This window comes from Devosia alba, assembly GCF_039938915.1.
Classification (GTDB): Bacteria; Pseudomonadota; Alphaproteobacteria; order Rhizobiales; family Devosiaceae; genus Devosia; species Devosia alba.
Map to the genome: position 1 here is coordinate 240,099 of NZ_JBDUUI010000004.1, position 17,270 is coordinate 257,368.

At 65.0% G+C, this 17,270-nt stretch carries 12 protein-coding genes; 3 read left to right on the forward strand and 9 right to left on the reverse strand.

Annotated features, from left to right (window positions below; all coding sequences use genetic code 11):
- Nucleotides 1-3: 3 nt before the first annotated feature.
- Genes ABFY71_RS08300 through cysG form a run of 3 tightly spaced genes read left to right on the forward strand, consistent with a single transcriptional unit; the run spans nucleotide 4 to nucleotide 5,808 of the window.
- Complete coding sequence (locus tag ABFY71_RS08300) at nucleotides 4-1,758, forward strand: ABC transporter ATP-binding protein (protein WP_305580239.1); 1,755 nt, start codon at nucleotides 4-6, stop codon at nucleotides 1,756-1,758.
- 2 nt (nucleotides 1,759-1,760) lie between these two features.
- Entirely contained in the window at nucleotides 1,761-4,400 is a 2,640-nt protein-coding gene (locus tag ABFY71_RS08305; protein WP_347945539.1) for a molybdopterin-dependent oxidoreductase, read from the forward strand.
- The gene (cysG, locus tag ABFY71_RS08310) at nucleotides 4,372-5,808 is read left to right on the forward strand and encodes a siroheme synthase CysG (RefSeq protein WP_347945541.1); all 1,437 of its coding nucleotides are present in this window, start codon (nucleotides 4,372-4,374) and stop codon (nucleotides 5,806-5,808) included. Before ABFY71_RS08305 ends, cysG begins: the two co-directional genes overlap by 29 nt.
- Before the next feature lie 57 nt (nucleotides 5,809-5,865).
- Here cysG and ertB read toward each other — a convergent pair whose 3' ends face one another.
- The 9 genes from ertB to ABFY71_RS08355 form a co-directional block, all read right to left on the reverse strand.
- Nucleotides 5,866-7,527, reverse strand: coding sequence for a thiourocanate hydratase (gene ertB, locus ABFY71_RS08315; protein WP_347945542.1), 1,662 nt, complete (start codon nucleotides 7,525-7,527; stop codon nucleotides 5,866-5,868).
- Between the two features lie 147 nt (nucleotides 7,528-7,674).
- Nucleotides 7,675-8,814, reverse strand: a complete 1,140-nt coding sequence (gene ertC / locus ABFY71_RS08320; protein WP_347945543.1) for a thiohydantoin desulfurase — start codon at nucleotides 8,812-8,814, stop codon at nucleotides 7,675-7,677.
- A complete protein-coding gene (locus tag ABFY71_RS08325; protein ID WP_347945544.1) occupies nucleotides 8,814-10,067 on the reverse strand; it encodes a Zn-dependent hydrolase in 1,254 nt (417 codons plus the stop codon). Before ABFY71_RS08325 ends, ertC begins: the two co-directional genes overlap by 1 nt.
- A gap of 163 nt (nucleotides 10,068-10,230) precedes the next feature.
- Nucleotides 10,231-11,589: a hydantoin-5-propionate amidohydrolase gene (gene ertD / locus ABFY71_RS08330; protein WP_347945546.1), complete on the reverse strand. Its 1,359-nt coding sequence runs from the start codon at nucleotides 11,587-11,589 to the stop codon at nucleotides 10,231-10,233.
- Between the two features lie 150 nt (nucleotides 11,590-11,739).
- Nucleotides 11,740-12,492: an ABC transporter permease gene (locus ABFY71_RS08335; RefSeq protein WP_347945547.1), complete on the reverse strand. Its 753-nt coding sequence runs from the start codon at nucleotides 12,490-12,492 to the stop codon at nucleotides 11,740-11,742.
- A complete protein-coding gene (locus ABFY71_RS08340; RefSeq protein ID WP_347945548.1) occupies nucleotides 12,489-13,424 on the reverse strand; it encodes an ABC transporter ATP-binding protein in 936 nt (311 codons plus the stop codon). The genes ABFY71_RS08335 and ABFY71_RS08340 overlap by 4 nt, the downstream gene beginning before the upstream one ends.
- Nucleotides 13,421-14,617: an ABC transporter permease gene (locus ABFY71_RS08345; protein WP_347945549.1), complete on the reverse strand. Its 1,197-nt coding sequence runs from the start codon at nucleotides 14,615-14,617 to the stop codon at nucleotides 13,421-13,423. The genes ABFY71_RS08340 and ABFY71_RS08345 overlap by 4 nt, the downstream gene beginning before the upstream one ends.
- Nucleotides 14,618-14,717: 100 nt before the next feature.
- A complete protein-coding gene (gene osmF / locus ABFY71_RS08350; RefSeq protein ID WP_347945550.1) occupies nucleotides 14,718-15,629 on the reverse strand; it encodes a glycine betaine ABC transporter substrate-binding protein OsmF in 912 nt (303 codons plus the stop codon).
- An 81-nt stretch (nucleotides 15,630-15,710) separates the two neighbouring features.
- A complete protein-coding gene (locus tag ABFY71_RS08355; RefSeq protein ID WP_347945551.1) occupies nucleotides 15,711-17,255 on the reverse strand; it encodes an aromatic amino acid lyase in 1,545 nt (514 codons plus the stop codon).
- Nucleotides 17,256-17,270: the final 15 nt, after the last annotated feature.

The window sequence follows — 17,270 nt, forward strand, 5'->3', positions numbered from 1 at the left end:
CCAATGTCCGTCATTCTCCAACTGTCCGATGTCTGCAAGCATTACGGCGACGGCGCCAAGCGCGCAGACGTCCTCTCGGGCATAAATCTGAGCGTTGAAGAAGGCGAGTTTGTCGCCATTCTTGGCTTTTCGGGTGCCGGTAAGACCACGTTGATTTCCCTGCTGGCGGGGCTGGTCGAGCCCGATCGCGGGGGGATCATTCTCCGCAATCGGGAGATCAGCGGCCCGGGGCCGGAACGCGGCGTGGTGTTCCAGTCCTATTCGCTGATGCCCTGGCTGACGGTCGGCGGCAATGTCGATCTGGCCATCAATGCGGTGCACAAGTCGATGAGCCGGGCCGAGCGGCTCGCGCTACGTACCCACTATATCGGCATGGTTGGCCTGGCCCACGCCGTTGATCGCCGGCCAGCCGAATTGTCGGGGGGAATGCGCCAGCGGGTTGCCGTGGCGCGGGCCCTGGCGATGCGGCCGGAAATCCTGTTGCTGGACGAGCCGCTATCGGCGCTTGACGCCTTGACCCGCTCCAAACTGCAGGACGAGTTCGCGCTGATCTCGGAAGCCGAGAAGAAAACCATCATTCTGATCACCAATGATGTGGATGAGGCGATCCTGCTGGCCGACCGGGTGATCCCGCTGACGCCGGGGCCGGGAGCGACACTGGGACCCGAATTCGTGGTCGGCATCGAGCGACCGCGCGAACGGGCCGCACTGAACGGCGACGACCGCTTCATCGCGTTGCGACGCAAGATCACCGAGTATCTGATGGATGTTGGTGCCGGACGCAATGCGATGGGTGAGCGCGACGTCGCCCTGCCCAATGTGGTGCCGATCAGTCGCGACAAGTCGCAGAAGCTCCCTGCCGCCTATGCAAAGGCCGCCGCTTCACCGACGGCAGCCGGCTATGTCGAGTTCTCCCGGGTATCCAAGGTCTATCCAACGCCCAAAGGCCCCCTGACAGTGGTCGATGGTTTCGACTTCAAGATGAAGAAGGGTGAGTTCGTTACCCTGATCGGCCATTCGGGCTGTGGCAAATCCACGGTGCTGTCCATGGTCGCAGGTCTCAACCCGATCTCCTCGGGCGGCATCGTGCTGGACAATTGCGAAGTGGTTGGCGCTGGCCCGGACCGAGCGGTGGTGTTTCAGGCCCCCTCGCTGATGCCGTGGCTGACGGCGCGGGAGAATGTGGCGCTGGGTGTCGACCGGGTCTATCCCAATGCCAGCAGCGCCGAGCGGCGTGATGTGGTGGAGTACTATCTCAACCGGGTCGGGCTGGGCAACGCCATGCATCGGCAGGCGAGCGAGCTGTCCAATGGTATGAAGCAGCGGGTCGGTATTGCCCGCGCCTTTGCGCTGTCGCCCAAGCTACTGCTGCTCGATGAACCCTTTGGCATGCTCGACAGCATCACCCGCTGGGAGCTGCAGGATGTCTTGATGGAGGTCTGGGCCAAGACCAAGGTCACCGCCATCTGCGTCACCCATGACGTCGACGAGGCCATCCTGCTCGCGGACCGCGTGGTAATGATGTCCAACGGCCCCAATGCCCGCATCGGCAATGTGATGGAGGTGGACCTGCCCCGTCCCCGTTCCCGTAAGGCTCTGCTCGCCCACCAGGATTACTACGCCTATCGCGAAGAGCTGTTGGGCTTCCTGGAGGCCTATGAAGGTGGCGCCAACCCCGATCAGGCAAGCCTTGATCGCATTCGCAACAAGCGGGCGCAGCGCAGCGCCGTGGGCCAACTGCCCAGTTCGGCGGCATAGCAATGACCCTTCCGGTTGCCAACATCACGACGCGCACCACCTGCCCCTATTGCGGGGTCGGTTGTGGGGTGCTGGCGACACCGCAGCCCGATGGCAGTGTGGCGATTGCCGGCGACCCCGAGCATCCGGCCAATCTTGGCCGGTTGTGTTCCAAAGGGTCGGCGCTGGGTGAGACGCTGGGGCTGGAGGGGCGGCTGCTCTACCCGGAAAGTGATGGTGTCAGAGTCACTTGGGACGTCGCGCTCGAGCGCGTTGCCAACACCTTCAAGCGGACAATCAACGCGTTTGGACCCAATTCAGTGGCGTTTTATGGCTCCGGCCAGCTGCTGACAGAGGATTATTACGTGGCCAACAAGCTGATGAAGGGGTTCATCGGCTCGGGCAATATGGACACCAATTCACGGCTCTGCATGGCCTCTTCGGTGGCCGGCCACAAGCGGGCTTTTGGTTCTGATACCGTGCCGGGCAATTACGAAGATCTTGAGCTGGCCGATCTGGTCGTGCTGGTGGGCTCCAATCTGGGCTGGTGCCATCCGGTGCTGTATCAGCGCATCGTCAAGGCCAAGGCGGAGCGGCCCGACATGCGGGTCGTACTGATCGATCCGCGCCGCACGGTCAGCGCCGACATCGCCGATTTGCACCTGGCCGTGCAGTCCGACGGTGACAGCGCGCTGTTTGTCGGCCTCCTGGCCCATCTGGCCAATGCCGGCATCGCGGCCCCCGACTTTGTTATCGATCACACCAGCGGCGTGGACGCCGCGTTGCTGATTGCCGAAGACTGGGACCTGGCGCGCGTGGCCGCCGTCACCGGCCTGGCCGAGAAAGCCATTGCCCTGTTCTACGACTGGTTCGCGCGTACCGAAAAAGCGGTCACCGTCTATTCGCAGGGCGTCAATCAATCGGCATCCGGTACCGACAAGGTCAATGCCATCATCAACTGCCATTTGCTGACGGGCCGGATCGGACGGCCCGGCATGGGGCCGTTCTCGGTTACCGGCCAGCCCAATGCCATGGGTGGGCGTGAAGTGGGCGGGCTGGCCAATACGCTGGCGGCCCATATGGATTTTACCCCGGACGCCATTGAGCGGGTCGGGCGGTTTTGGGGCAGTGACAGTATCGCGACCGAGCCGGGCCTGAAGGCCGTTGACCTGTTTGCCGCCATGGGTCGGGGCGAGATCAAGGCGGTGTGGATCATGGCGACCAATCCGGTCGATTCCATGCCTGAGGCCGATATGGTGCGGGCCGCCCTCGCCGTCTGCCCCTTTGTGGTGGTCTCGGACATGACCGGGAGCACCGATACCGGCGTCACCGCCCATGTCCGCCTGCCGGCGGCCGGATGGGGCGAGAAGGATGGGACAGTCACCAATTCGGAACGCCGCATTTCGCGCCAGCGGCCGTTTCTGACGCTCCCCGGCCAAGCGCGTCCTGACTGGTGGCTCATCAAGGAAGTCGCCCAGCGCATGGGTTTCGTCGATGCCTTCAGCTACGCCAACCCAGGCGAAATCTTTGCCGAACACGCCGCGCTGACGGCCTTTGAAAACGACGGCAGTCGCGACCTCGACCTGTCCGGTCTGCTCGACGCCGATTACGCCAGCCTGCCACCGACCCAATGGCCAGTGCGGCGCAAGCCGCGCGCCCGGATGTTTGGCGATGGCCAGTTCTTTACCCCCGACGGGAAGGCGCGCTTTGTCCCGGTGCTGCCACCGCCGCCCTTTGCGCCGCCGCCGGGCCGTTTCATCCTCAATACCGGGCGGGTGCGCGACCATTGGCACACCATGACCCGCACGGGCAAAACCGCACGCCTGTCGGCCCACTATGCCGAGCCGTTCGTTGAGGTTCACCCGACTGACGCGGCGCGGCTCAATATTCATCGGGCCACCTTGGTACGGCTCTCCAACCGACACGGCAGTGCAATTGTCCGCGCTCTGGTCACCGATCGGCAACGGCGTGGGCATCTGTTTGTGCCGATGCACTGGACCGACCAGTTCGCCTCCAATGGCCGCATTGATGCGTTGGTTGCTGCCAAGGTCGATCCGGTCTCCGGGCAACCGGCGCTCAAGATGGCCGAAGTGCATGCCGAACCCCTGCACACCACGCTCTATGGCTTCTTCGTCGCTACCCATCGGCCAATTCTCGACATGGAATACTGGGCGGTCGCAGCGGCCATTGGCGGCCTGCGCGGCGAAGTGGCCTGGCGGGAGCAACCGTCGGACTGGGGCGCCTGGCTGCGCAGCGCCTTTGCGCTGCCGGACGACGCCCAGATCGAAACCATGAGCGACGCCCGCTCTGGCCGCAGCAGTTTTGCCGTGCTGCAGGAGGGTCGCCTTGTCGTGGCCCTCTATGCCGCGCCCGATCCGGTGCTGGTGTCACGGCAATGGGCGGTCAGCCTGCTCAGTGCCGACGCGCTCACCGCCTCAACCGTGCTGGCTGGCCGACCAGGCGCCGACATGCCCGACGTTGGCGCCATTGTCTGCTCCTGCTTCTCGGTGGGCGCCAACACCATTGCCGCCGCCGTGACCGACCAGGGCTGCGTCACCGTCGAAGCCGTCGGCGCCTGCACCAGGGCCGGCACCAATTGCGGCTCCTGCCGCGCAGAAATCAGGGGGATTATCGATGCGCATTGTCTCGCCGCAGCCGAATAAAGCACGCATTGCGCCACTGGCTGTTCTGCCGGTGTTCTTCGATCTGATCGACAAGCGGGTGATTGCCATTGGCGGCTCGGAGCCCGCCACCTGGAAAATCGAGCTGCTGGCCGCTGCCGGCGCGCATGTGCAGGTGCTGGCCCCCGTCGAGACATGGTGCCAGGAGCTTATCGCGCTGGCCGAAAGCGGCACCGCCGCCGGCAGCATCAGCCTGGTTGACTGCCACTGGGCGCCCTCGGACCTTTCCGGCGCTGCGCTTGCCGTTGCCGACATCGAAGATGACGACGAGGCGGCCGCCTTTGTCGACGCCGCGCGGCATGAAGGCGTACCCTGCAATGTCATCGACCGCCCGGCCTTTTGCCAGTTCCAGTTTGGCGCCATCGTCAATCGCTCACCGGTGGTGATCGGGGTTTCCACGGCGGGCGCGGCGCCCATTCTGGGGCAAGCGGTGCGCCGGCGGATCGAAACATTGCTGCCGCACACGCTGAGCGCCTGGGCCAGGCTGGCGCAGGACGTGCGCGGCGCCGTCATGGCGCAGCTCGACGCAGGTCCGCAGCGCCGGGCGTTCTGGGAAAAGCTCGCCGAGCGGGCCTTTGGTGATGCTGGCCCGACCGCTGCCGACGCGAGAATTACCGGCGCTGGCAAGACCCCGGCCCCTGGACGGGTGACGCTGGTGGGCGCGGGGCCTGGCGATGCCGATCTGCTGACCATCAAGGCGGTGCGCGCGCTGCAATCGGCCGATGTGATCCTGTTCGACGACCTGGTGTCGGCCGAAGTGCTGGAACTGGCCCGCCGCGAGGCCAAGCGCCTGCTGGTGGGCAAGCGCGCGGCGCGCGAGAGCTGCAAGCAGGAAGATATCAACGCCATGATGCTGAACCTGGCGCGGCAGGGCAAGCACGTGGTTCGCCTCAAATCGGGTGACCCGATGATCTTTGGCCGGGCTGGCGAAGAGATCGACATGCTGGAGCGCCATGGTATTGCGGTGGCGGTAGTGCCCGGCGTTACTGCGGCTTTGGCGCTGGCCAGCCGGCTCAATCTGTCGCTGACCCATCGTGACCACGCCCAATCGGTGCGCTTTGTTACCGGCCATTCGCGCCGGGGCGGGCTGCCGGAAACGCTGAACTGGCAGGCGCTTTCGGACCCGGCGACCACCAGCGTCTACTATATGAGCCGCCGCACCCTGCCCGAAATCGTCAGCCGCCTTGGGGCGCAGGGGATGAGCCTTGAAACACCAGCGGTTATCGCCGGCAATGTCGGCCGGGCTGATGAGCAGGTCTGGCGCGGCACAGTGGGCGAAGCGGTCGCTGCCGTGACCGCATTCCCGCTGTCGGCGCCGACCATCTTTGCCGTGGGTGATGCGCTGAAACGGGCAGATTCCGGGCGTCTTGCTCTGGTGGCGAGCGCCTAGCAATATGTTAGCAATAGTGCCACCTGGCGAGGGTGCAAATGACCTGTGGGTGGGGCGCTACCCCACCCTGATATGTCCGATGCCCTTCAGGGCAATCTCGTCCAGGCTTTCGGCATATCCCGCGTCGGCATAGCGCATCACGCCGAGGGCGGTATCATTGGTCAAAGCATGTGTTAGCCGTTCTGTAGCCTGTTCTGTCCCATCGGCGATTACCGTGACCCCGGCCGAGGTCATGTAGCCGGCATAGCCGCCACCGCCGGAATGGACCACGACGAGGTCGGCCATGGACGAGCAGAGCAGCATGGCGTCGAGAATGGGCCAATCGGCGATGGCGTCCGAGCCGTCCTGCATGTTCTCGGTCATGATATTGGGGTGCGCCATGGCGCCGGCGTCGAGATGATCGCGGCTGAAGGCGACCGGCCCGGCAAGTGTGCCGTCCGCGACCATGGTGTTGACGGCCCGGGCCAGTGCGGTGCGCTCGCCATGCCCGAGCCAGGCGATCCGCGCCGGCAGCCCCTCGAACGGCACATGCCGACGCGCCAAGCCAATCCAGTTGGTGACGATTGTGTTGTCGGGGAACATCGCCAGCAGCGTGTCGTCGATCTTGCGAATGTCCTCCGGGTCGCCCGACAGGACCATCCAGCGGAACGGGCCGATGGCGCGGGCGAAGAGCGGTCGCAGATAGGCCTCGGTGAAAATCTTGATATCGAAGGCATTTTCCACCCCGCCCGCCCTGGCGTGGGTGCGGATCAGATTGCCATTGTCGAACACCTCGCTGCCGGCCTGCTGGAAGGCCAGCATGGCGCGGACATGGTCGACGATGGAGGCCTGGCTGGCCGCCATCAACTGGCCCGGCCCTTCCACCCGCAGGCGCTTTACTTCGGCCATGCTCATGCCCTTGGGCACATAGCCATAGACCAGGTCGTGGGCGCTGGTCTGGTCGGTGACGATATCGGGCACGATGCCGCGGCGGGCGATCTCGGGATAGATGTCGGCGGCATTGCCGACCAACCCGATCGAGGTCGCCCGTTTCTCGGCCACGGCCCTGTCGATCATCGCCAGCGCCGTATCGAGGTCGGGGGCGATGGCTTCGAGATAGCCGATCTCTTGGCGCTTGGCCGCCCTCTCGGCATCGACATCGACGCAGAGGATGGCTGCCCCCGCCATGCGCCCGGCCAGCGGCTGCGCGCCACCCATGCCGCCGAGACCGGCGGTGAGAATGAAGCGACCCGCAAGGCTGCCGCCAAAGCGGTTTTCGGCGATGCGCATGAAAATCTCATAGGTGCCCTGGATCACGCCCTGGCTGCCGATATACTGCCAGGCACCAGCGGTCAGCCCGCCCCAGCAGATCAGGCCCTTCTTCTCGAGTTCATAGAACACCTCGGCCCTGGCCCATTGCCCGACAATGTTGCAATTGGCCATGATGACCAGCGGCGCCCTGGCGTGGGTCTTGAGCAGGCCGATGGGCTTGCCCGACTGGATGATCAGCGTCTGGTCCTCGTCCATTTCCAGCAAGGTTTTGACGATGGCCCTGTGGCTGGCCCAGTTGCGCGCCGCCTTGCCCAGCGCCGCGTAAATGATCAGCTCTTCGGGATTTTCGCCGACGCTGAGCACATTTTCCAGCAGCCGCAGCAGCGCCTCCTGCCGCCAGCCCCTGGCGCGCAGCTCCGGGCCGCCGGGAATGGGGAAATTCGGGTGACGCGGGTTGGGTGTGGGCATGTCTGGCTCTCCTCTCTTCCCGCAGGAAGAGCGACAATTGCGGTCGGCATCTATCAGTCGACACCCCCCTTGCGGGGAGGGATCAAGAGTGGGGGGCGGTTGGCCCCGATATCCGGGCCAAACCCCACCCCCTCCCAACCTCCCCCGTCAAGGGGGAGGTGTTACTCCGCGTGTGTTGCTGGGGTCGGCATCACTCGCCTGCCGACCCAGATCCAGCGCATATTTGGCCAGCTCGATCCCCATGCGTTCCTCAACGAAAGGATAGACCGTGGGGTCGAGGACCGATGAGCTGAGTGGAATGACGGTTTTGGGCACGTGCAGGACAAAGATCTGCATGCCGACCTCCAGCTGCCCGACGCTGAGCGGCTCGCCATCCACCGAGAGAGTGGTGATGACATCGGGGAAGGTTGCCAGCCGGGCGCCGCCCTTGTCGTCCACCGCCATGTATTCGTTCATCACGTGCAGCATGTCGCCCGACGCGAGCGTTACCGTGCCGATATCGAAGGCTTCCCTGGTGTAGAGCACCGATTTGTCGGTGATCCGCCCCTCGCACAGAATGGTACCGCCCGTGGTTTTCGCGATGGTGTCGATGATGGCCGTGCCGCCCTTGCCCTGGGCGGCCAGAATGGCCTCGCCCAGCTTGAGCGCCAGCGAAATACCGCCCAGCGCGGCGTGCCGTTGCACATAGCTGGCGCGTAGCGGATTGCGGCAGGAGGCGATGAAACCGCCCGACATGTCGGCGGCGGTGCGCAGGATCGGCGAGACTTTCGCCGTGGCGCCGCGCGTCACCAGCTCGATATAGCGGTTCTCGCTGCGATTGCCGCCGACGGCGGTCTGGATCATCTGTTCAGCTGAACCGGCCATGCCGATCGAGCCCATGTCGCCAGTGGGATGGGCCCGGATATCGCCAACGGCGTCGACCACCTTGGTGCCGAGAATGGCCGAGGGCAGCCAGCCGTTCAGCGTCGATGACTTGCCGTTCTGGCCGACCATCAGGCCGCTGAGCTTTTCGCCCAATGCGTCCTGCAGCAATTGCACGGCCTTGATGTAGTCGACGCCCTGCATTTCCCAGGGCGTGGTCGACGCCGGGGCGCCAATGGCGGCAGCGGTAGCAACCCAATCGTTCTCGTCGAGTTCTTCGATGCTGACCAGTTCAGGCTGGCCGGCATTGACCGCAGCCATGCCCAGCATGCGGCCATGATCGGCCCAGCCACCGCCGCCGGCGGCATATACCGAGCCGCCGCGCACCGCCGCTTCGACGTCCTTTTCGGTCAGAATTCGGCCCATCAGCTATCCTCCTGCAGTTTGGCATCAAGCGCCAGCACGGCCTGCAGCAGCACCGCCGCACCCAGCGCGATATCCTCGGTGGCGGCATGTTCATCGGGGGCATGGCTGCGCCCATCGCGGCAGGGCACAAAGATCATCGCGGCCCTGGTGATGCGTGCCATCCAGGCCGTGTCATGCCCGGCGCCCGACGCCATGCGGCGATGGCTGGCGCCGGCCGTTTCGCAGGCGGCATCGAGAATATCGAGCAGGCCGGGATCACAGGGCGTGGGCGAATTGTCCGAGACGAGGCGCGGCACCGAGACGGTGACGCCGGTCTTGTCGGCAATCGCCACCACGCCCTGGTCCAGTTCATCGATGAAACGCTCCATATCCTGGCGCAGTTCGGCCCGGGCATCAATCAGCATGCGCACACGGGCGGGGACCACATTGGCGGCGTTGGGGCTCATTTCGAACTCGCCAACGGTCGCGGCAAAATGGGCGGCGCCGCCGGCCAGCGCCCTGGCCAGTTCCTCGACCCCCAGGGCAATCCAGGCGGCCGTGCTCAGGGCGTCCTTGCGCGACCCCATAGGGGTGGTGCCGGCATGGTCAGCGCGGCCTTCGACGATGATTTCGATCCGGGTGATCCCGGCAATCGCGGTGACCACACCAATGTCGGTTTCCTCATTCTGCAGCACCGGCCCCTGCTCGATGTGCAATTCGAGAAAGGCCTTGATGTCATCACGCCAGGCCGAGCGATGCGGGTTGCCCCCGACAGCCGCAATGGCCTTTTCCAGCGTTGTGCCGTCACTCTCCCGGGTCAACCAATCCAGCGGGCGCGTGTCGCTCATGCCCCTGCTGCCGATGCAGGAGACCCCGAAGATCGAGACCTCCTCGGCCAGAAAATCCACCACTTCGAGGGTATGCTCGAGCACCCTGCCCTGATCGCGCAGCGCCCGCGCCACTTCGAGGGCGGCGATCACCCCGGCAATACCGTCAAAGCGGCCACCATCGGGGACAGTGTCGGAGTGCGAGCCGAGCATGATGGTGCCCAGCTCGGGGCGACTGCCCGGGATGGTGCCGATCAGATTGCCGGCGGCATCGATCTGGGTGACAGCGCCGACGGCCTGCATGGCCTGTTCCAGCCAGGCCCGGCCTTCGAGAAATCTTGGAGTGAAGGCACGACGGGTCCAGGGACGGCCGGGCTCGGTGATGGCGGCCAGCGCCTCGATATCGGCAGCAATGCGCTCGGATCGGATGGGGGTATTGGCGATCATGGGCGGGTCTCCTCGCGTCCGGCGGTTCCCCGACCCCCACCCTTGATCCCTCCCCACAAGGGGGAGGGAGACGATGGGTGCGCGTTCAGAGGCAGAAGACTGGTTTGGCGCAGGGCGAGCTTGCCTCCCCCTTGTGGGGAGGGAGTGAGGGTGAGGGTGCCGTTCACGCGCCCAGCTCCGGCCGCACGAACTGTCCAAAGCCCGGTGCGCCGACCTCGGTGCCGTCGAACACCTGCTGGCCGCGCAGATAGGTCAACCCGACCGTCCAGGGCAGTTCGATGCCGTTATAGGGTGACCATCCCACCACATTGTGCCCGCTCGCTGCAGCATCATAGCGCCCGGGACGCGGGAACAGCACCGTGATATCGGCGTCCTTGCCAGACCTCAGGGCTCCCTTGGCGTGGTCGATCCGAAAGTGTCTGGCCGGGTTTTCCGCCATCAACCGGGCGGCCCAGGTCAGCGGGATATCGCGTTCGAGCGCGCCTTTGACGAAAAGCGGCACCATGACTTCGATTCCGGGCACGCCCGAAGCATTGGCCAGCATATCGGCATTGGTCTTGCGGCCTTCCGACCAGCTCACGTGATCGGTCGACACCAGTGTGACATTGCCGGCGCGGACATGCTGCCACAGCTTTTCGACCTCGGCGTGGGGGCGGATCGGCGGGTTGATCTTGGCCTTGCCGCCGAGCCGGGAAACATCGTTTTCCTCGTCGAGCGTCAGATAATGGATGCAGCACTCGATGGTGGCGGCGAAGCCCTGCTCGCGATAGGTGCGCGCAATATCGTAGCCGCGCCCGAGCGAGCAGTGCACCACATGGGCCGGGCAGGCAGTGGCGGCGCCGGTTTCGTAAATCTGCAGACTGGCCAGCAGTTCGGCGAGCGGCGGACGGCTGAGGCCGTGGGCGCGGTAGTCGGTGATCCCGGCGGCCTGGACCGTGGCCATGGCGGCGCGGACCATTTCATCGTCTTCGTTATGGACGCCGGCGGTGAGGCCGGTTCTGGCGACGGCCGTGAAGCATTCCTCAAGCAAGGCAGGCGGGATGCGCGGGAAGCGGATCGGGTCAGTGCCGAAGGTGGAGAATTTGAATGCGGCAACGCCGGCGGCGGCCTGCTCGGCGATGCGGCTGGCGCCGTCCTGCGGGTCGATGGTGCCATAGAGCGCGAAATCCACCCGCGCCTGGGGGGTGGCATGGGCTATCTTGCGGCGCACCGCATCAGCCGAGCAGACCAGATTGCCCTCGTCATAGGGCATATCGACGATGGTAGTGACCCCACCGGCGGCGGCCGAGCGGGTCGACCAGACGAAATCCTCCTGGTCTTTCTGGCTGAGCGAATGCACCTGCGCATCGATGGCGCCGGGCAGGATCAGCGCGTTGCCCAGCTCGTGACGCTCATGGGCCGAGGGCGCCCTGCCCTCGCCAACATGGACGATCTTGCCCTGGCGCACCGCCACATAGCCATTCTCGATGATGAGATCGGGGAGCACGACGGTGCCGGCCAGCGTGAGATCGAAATCGGACATGTCACTGCCTCCAAGGGCTGGGGGTGGACCTGGCTCCCCCTTGCCGGGAGAGCGTGAGGGTGGGGGCAAAGCGCGGCGTTTGTTGCATAGCCCCACCCTTGATCCCTCCCCACGAGGGGGAGGGAGGCGACTGTACGGCCCGATCCCCGGTCACGCCGCCGCCCTCCCCGATTGGCCGGTGCGCATCATCAAGAAACGCTCCAGCGCCGACAGAGCGTCATAGATCAGCACGGCGAGCACGCCGACGATCAGCCCGCCCTGCAGCACAAAGGCGGTATTGTCCGAGAGCAGGCCGGCAATGATGACCTCGCCCAATGTGCGCGCGGCGACGGTGGAGCCGATGGTGGCGGTGGCCAGCGAGATGACCACTGAAAGGCGGATGCCGGCCAGGATGACCGGCAGCGCCAGCGGCAGTTCGACCTTGAGCAGGCGCTGCCAGCCGGTCATGCCCATGCCCTTGGCCGCGTCGGTGACGGCCGGTGGCAGATTGGTCAACCCGGTCAGGGTGTTCTCGAAAATGGGCAGCAGGCCATAGAGAAACAGCGCCACCAGGGTGGGCGCCGTACCAAAGCCGAGCATGGGCACCGCCAGCGCCAGCACGGCGACAGGTGGAAAGGTCTGGCCGATATTGGCAAGGCTGCGCGAGAGGGGCAGGAATTCGGCGCCAAAGGGACGGGTGACGATAATGGCGAGGCCCACGGCGATGAATGTTGCGGCAGCGGTTGCGGCAGCGACAATGGCCAGGTGATTGAGGGTGATGTCGAACAGGTTGCCCTGATTGTAGATGGCGGGTTGGCTGGATTTGGTGAACAGGCCGAAAAAGCCCGAGAACAGATCCGGCCTGACCAGCAACAGGCCGAGCAAGACCAGGGCCAGGAGCCGAATGAGATTGCCCGCCGTCATTGCGGCTGCGCCGCCAGACGCGACAGCGCGGCCAGCGTCACCCGACCAACAATCTGGCCGTCGCGTTGCACCGGCAGGGCGGGCCGCCCCGACCACAATAGTTCGGCATAGGCATCGCGCAACGAGGCCTCTGCCGGGACCGGAGCGCCGGATGCCTCGCCGGCCTCGATGTGGTCGGCAACCCTGGACAGCGAGAGCAGCCGGAAGGGCCGCTCGCTGGTGCCGATCAGTTCGGCGACAAAGGGCGTCGCCGGATGGGCAATGATCTCGGCCGGGCTGGCGCATTGCAGCAATTTGCCCTGATCCATCACCGCGATGGTGTGGCCGAGATGGATGGCTTCCTCCATGTCATGGGTCACCAGCACAATGGTGGTGCCAAACCGGCGCTGGATGTTGAGCAGATCCTGCTGCGCCTTGGCGCGGATCACCGGATCGAGCGCGCCATAAGGCTCGTCCATCAGCAGGACATTGGGTTCGGCAGCCAGCGCCCGCGCCACGCCGACGCGCTGCTGCTGGCCACCGCTGAGTTCATGGGGCAGACGATCACGGAATTCGGCCGGGTCGAGCTGAAACAGCGCCATCAGTTCATCGACCCGGCTGGCGATCCGCGGCTTGTCCCAATTGAGCAGCTTTGGCACGGTGGCAATGTTCTGCCCCACGGTGCGGTGCGGAAACAGCCCATGGCCCTGAATGGCGTAGCCGATGCGGCGGCGCAGTTCATAGGCGGGGATGCCGGCAATATCCTGACCATCGATGCGCAACGTGCCCGAGGTCGGCGTCACCAGCTTGTTGATCATGCGCAGCAAGGTCGTCTTGCCCGAGCCTGAGGTGCCGACGATGACGCAGATGGTGTGCGGCTGGATGGTCAGCGTCACGTGGTCCACTACGGCCTGGCCACCATAGACCTTGCTCAGGTCGTCGATCTCGATCATGCCTGCTGCCCCCCGCGCGATGTCAGTTCCACCAGCGCGTCGAGCACGACGGCGGCGGCGAAGGCCAGGGCCACGGTCGGCACGGCACCGAGCAGCACCAGATCCATGGCGGTCTGGCCAATGCCCTGAAACACGAAGACCCCGAAGCCGCCGCCGCCGATCAATGCGGCGATGGTGGTCAGGCCGATATTCTGCACCAGCACGATGCGGATGCCGGTCAGGATCACCGGAAAGCCCAGCGGCAGTTCGATATCAACCAGGCGTTGCCGGCCGGTCATGCCCATGCCCTTGGCCGCATCGATGGCGGCGGGCGAGACATTGTCCAGCCCCACCACGGTATTGGAGACAATGGGCAGCAGCGAATAGGCGAACAGGGCCACCAGTGCCGGCGCGGTGCCAATGCCGGAAATGCCGATGGCCGAGGCGCCCGGCACATTGGCGGCGATCCAGGCCAGCGGCGCAATCAGCAGGCCGAACAGGGCGATGGAGGGAATGGTCTGGACGATATTGAGCACGTTGAGCACCCCTGCCCGCAAGGGTTTGACCTTGTAGCAGAGGATGCCCAGTGGCAGGCCGACCAGCGTGGCGATGGCCACCGAACCAAAGGCCAGCACCAGATGGGTGCGCGCCTCGGCCCAGAAGGCGGGCGCGCGATTGGCGTATTCCTTGAGCATGGAAAGCTGGTCCCAGCCGCCGCTCCACAGCAGCAGCGCCATGGCTGCCGCCACCACCAGCAGCAGGGCAATCCGGATGAACGGACTGAAGCGCAGGCGGGTCAGCGCATCGGTCACCAGCAGGGCAAAGGCAAAGACCAGCAGCCAGAACCCCGCACCCGGCGAAACCCGGGCAAAGCTGTTGCCCGCCGGCGTCAGATAGGCGGCCGACTGCCCCATCAGCACGAACAGCACCGCCAGCACGAAAAAGCCGACAAGCAGTTTGGCGAGGGCGGAAAAGCGCAGCAGCGCGACGACAAACCCGGTCAGCAGCACCGCGGCAAGCAACAGGCCCAACTGGCCCGGCAGAGCCTCGGCCAGGCTCTGGGTTTGGCCCAGCACGATGCGGTTGGCACGGAACAGGGCGAAGGGCAGCGCGGCACCTGCCGCAGCAATCAGCGCGATCAGCACGCCAAGCTTGTCTAGTGCCAACCAGGTCGGTCGGGCGCCGGTCGCAGTGGTGGTGTCGGCTATGCTCATGCTGGCTCCGGAATGGTCAGTAGATGCGTCGCCCGAAGATGGCCCGGCTCGAGGAGAGCCGGGGATGGGGTGAGCGCATGGCCCTCACCCCGGTTTGCCGCTAGTCGAGGAAACCGCCAGTCGTCAGATAGTCGGTCGCCACGGCGGCGGAAGCCTCGCCACCCACCTGGACCCGGCCATTGAGGTCCTGCAGCACTTCAAGGGTCAGACCGGCGAAAACCGGCTTGAGCAGCTCTTCGATCTGCGGATATTCGGTGAGCACGTCCTCCCGGATGATCGGGGCGGGCTGGTAGACCGGCTGCACGCCCTTGTCATCCTCAAGCACCTTGAGTCCGGATGGGGCGATGCCGCCATCGGTGCCATAGACCATGGCGGCGTTAACGCCATTGGTCTGCTGGGCAGCAGCGGCAATTGTCGCCGCCGTATCGCCACCCGACAGGGTGATGAGCTGATCAGGGGTCAGGGCAAAACCATAGACTTCCTGGAATTTCGGCAGGGCAGCGGGCGAGTTGACGAACTCGGCCGAGGCGGCCAGCTTGACCTCGCCACCGCCGGCGACCCAGGCGCCAAATTCGCTGAAGGTGTTCAGATTATTGGCTTCGGCGACATCGGTGCGGATGGCGACTGCCCAGGTATTGTTGGCAGGCGATGGCGTCAGCCAGACGATCTTGTTGGCCTCGTAGTCGAGCTTGGCGGCCTCTGCATAGGCCAGCGCCGCGTCATTCCACAGCGGGTCATCGGCCTTCTCGAAGAAGAACGCGGCATTGCCGGTGTACTCAGGATAGATGTCGATTTCGCCGGCGGTAATGGCCTGCCGAACGATCGGCGTGCCGCCGAGCTGAATGCGGTCTTCGACGGCAATATCATTGGCCTCGAGCACCTGCTTGATGATGTTGCCCAAAACACCACCCTCGGTGTCAATCTTGGATGAAACAACAACCTGTGCATTCGCGGCCGTGACAGAAATGGCGAGCGCGGCGACGGCGCTCAGAAGCTTGGATGTGAGGCGCATTGGTTTCTCCGTTTTCTCCGGGCCCAGAACCCGGTTTTCCCTAACGTATCGACTTGGCAGAGCTGGGCTAGGTCTCAAATGCTAATTGATGGGGCCCAAGGCGAAAAACTCGTCCAATTCCATAATCGCCGAGTGGCCAATTAGTTCGTTCATAAAAGCGTCAGAGCCCAGGGCGATCTCGACGGCCTCCACTTCGGCCGAGAGGGGCCGATCAAGCGTGTAGTAGGCGGCATGCTGGCGCACGAGATCATAGACGATACCGGGGACATTGCCTGGCCGGTCGCCCGAAATGTCCATGGCCTGCGCTGCCAGAATGGCTTCGAGCGCCGCCAGACGGTTGAGTGCCAGCACCTGCCGTTCAAACCGCTCCACCACCAGGGGCAGAAAAGCGGCCTCGTCTTCGAGCCCGCCCGCGACCACCATGGAATTGGCCGAGATCGGGTTGGTCATGCTGAGAACGCGGGCAAACAGCTCGCCGGCCAGCTTGATGATCGGGCCAAAACCGGTGGCAATAGCGCCCGGCGCCACCAGATTGACCGGCAGGTCGCGCCGCCCGCCATTGCCGAGCAGGACACAGCGATTGAACGAATTGCGTGCCATATGGGCCAAACCCAGTTGGGCAGTCTGCAGGAACACGGTGACGTCGAGCGGCAGCGACCCACCCGAGGTCAGCACCTGCCCGCCGGCGACCACCGGGTTATCATCGGTGCGTCCGGTAGCGGCGAGCAAGGTCTTGCCGGCAGCGACCAGGGTTTCAAACCCGGTGGCAAACACCTGGCTCATCATGCGCAGGCTGAGAGGGTCCTGAATGTGGGTGGCGTTGGGCCAGTCCCAGCCCATGGCATTGAAATAGAGCCAGGCGCCAATGCCGGCCTCGCGCTCGGTGCCAACATGGGCCACCGCCTTCCAGGGGTCACGCGACGCGCCGAGCGCTCCCGCCGTTGTCAGCCCGGTGGCGAGCATGACGCGCACCGTCTTGGCCGCGTCGCGAATGGCATTGGCGGCGGCGGCATAGCCCACGGCATTGGTCGAAATCGAGGCCAGGCTGTCGCGCGGGGCGAGGCGGAACGGCTTCAGGCCAGCCCGGGCCAGGGCGTCGCTGGCCGGCATGCGTTGCCCGTCAAATGTGGCTTCGCCGGCGCCCGTCAACACAGCGCCGATCTGCCCCATCAGACCGATATCGGCGCAACCGATCGATCCGGTGCGGCGCACCACCGGCACCACGTCATGGGCGAGCAAGGCGAGATAGGCCTGCACCAGATGGGTGGTGCAGCCGACCCGCCCGGTCAACGCCATATTGACGCGAATGGCCATGGCGGTGCGAACGATCTCGCTGGAAAAGGCCTCGCCGGTGCCAAAGTGATGGGCGCGGACCAGGCCGAGATTGAACGCGTCGAGCTGGTCAGGCGTCCACTCGACGTCTTTCATGGCACCCACGCCGGTGGTGGCGCCATAAACAGCCTGGCCGCTGGCCATGGTCTGCTCGACGACGATGCGGGCACTGGCCACCCGCTTCAGGGCCGCGTCGTCGGCAATCAGGCTCCCCTGGCGGGCGCCGATCCGGGCGATATCGATAAAGCGCAACGGCTTGCCGTTGAGCGTAATGGGATCTGATCGCACCGGCATGACAAGTTCATTCAT

What these genes read in the sequence shown, in the direction of transcription:
- ABFY71_RS08300 (WP_305580239.1), top strand. Translation starts at nt 4, where the DNA reads ATGTCCGTCATTCTCCAACTGTCCGATGTCTGCAAGCATTACGGCGAC.
- ABFY71_RS08305 (WP_347945539.1), top strand. Translation starts at nt 1,761, where the DNA reads ATGACCCTTCCGGTTGCCAACATCACGACGCGCACCACCTGCCCCTAT.
- cysG (WP_347945541.1), top strand. Translation starts at nt 4,372, where the DNA reads ATGCGCATTGTCTCGCCGCAGCCGAATAAAGCACGCATTGCGCCACTG.
- ertB (WP_347945542.1), bottom strand. Translation starts at nt 7,527, where the DNA reads ATGCCCACACCCAACCCGCGTCACCCGAATTTCCCCATTCCCGGCGGC.
- ertC (WP_347945543.1), bottom strand. Translation starts at nt 8,814, where the DNA reads ATGGGCCGAATTCTGACCGAAAAGGACGTCGAAGCGGCGGTGCGCGGC.
- ABFY71_RS08325 (WP_347945544.1), bottom strand. Translation starts at nt 10,067, where the DNA reads ATGATCGCCAATACCCCCATCCGATCCGAGCGCATTGCTGCCGATATC.
- ertD (WP_347945546.1), bottom strand. Translation starts at nt 11,589, where the DNA reads ATGTCCGATTTCGATCTCACGCTGGCCGGCACCGTCGTGCTCCCCGAT.
- ABFY71_RS08335 (WP_347945547.1), bottom strand. Translation starts at nt 12,492, where the DNA reads ATGACGGCGGGCAATCTCATTCGGCTCCTGGCCCTGGTCTTGCTCGGC.
- ABFY71_RS08340 (WP_347945548.1), bottom strand. Translation starts at nt 13,424, where the DNA reads ATGATCGAGATCGACGACCTGAGCAAGGTCTATGGTGGCCAGGCCGTA.
- ABFY71_RS08345 (WP_347945549.1), bottom strand. Translation starts at nt 14,617, where the DNA reads ATGAGCATAGCCGACACCACCACTGCGACCGGCGCCCGACCGACCTGG.
- osmF (WP_347945550.1), bottom strand. Translation starts at nt 15,629, where the DNA reads ATGCGCCTCACATCCAAGCTTCTGAGCGCCGTCGCCGCGCTCGCCATT.
- ABFY71_RS08355 (WP_347945551.1), bottom strand. Translation starts at nt 17,255, where the DNA reads ATGCCGGTGCGATCAGATCCCATTACGCTCAACGGCAAGCCGTTGCGC.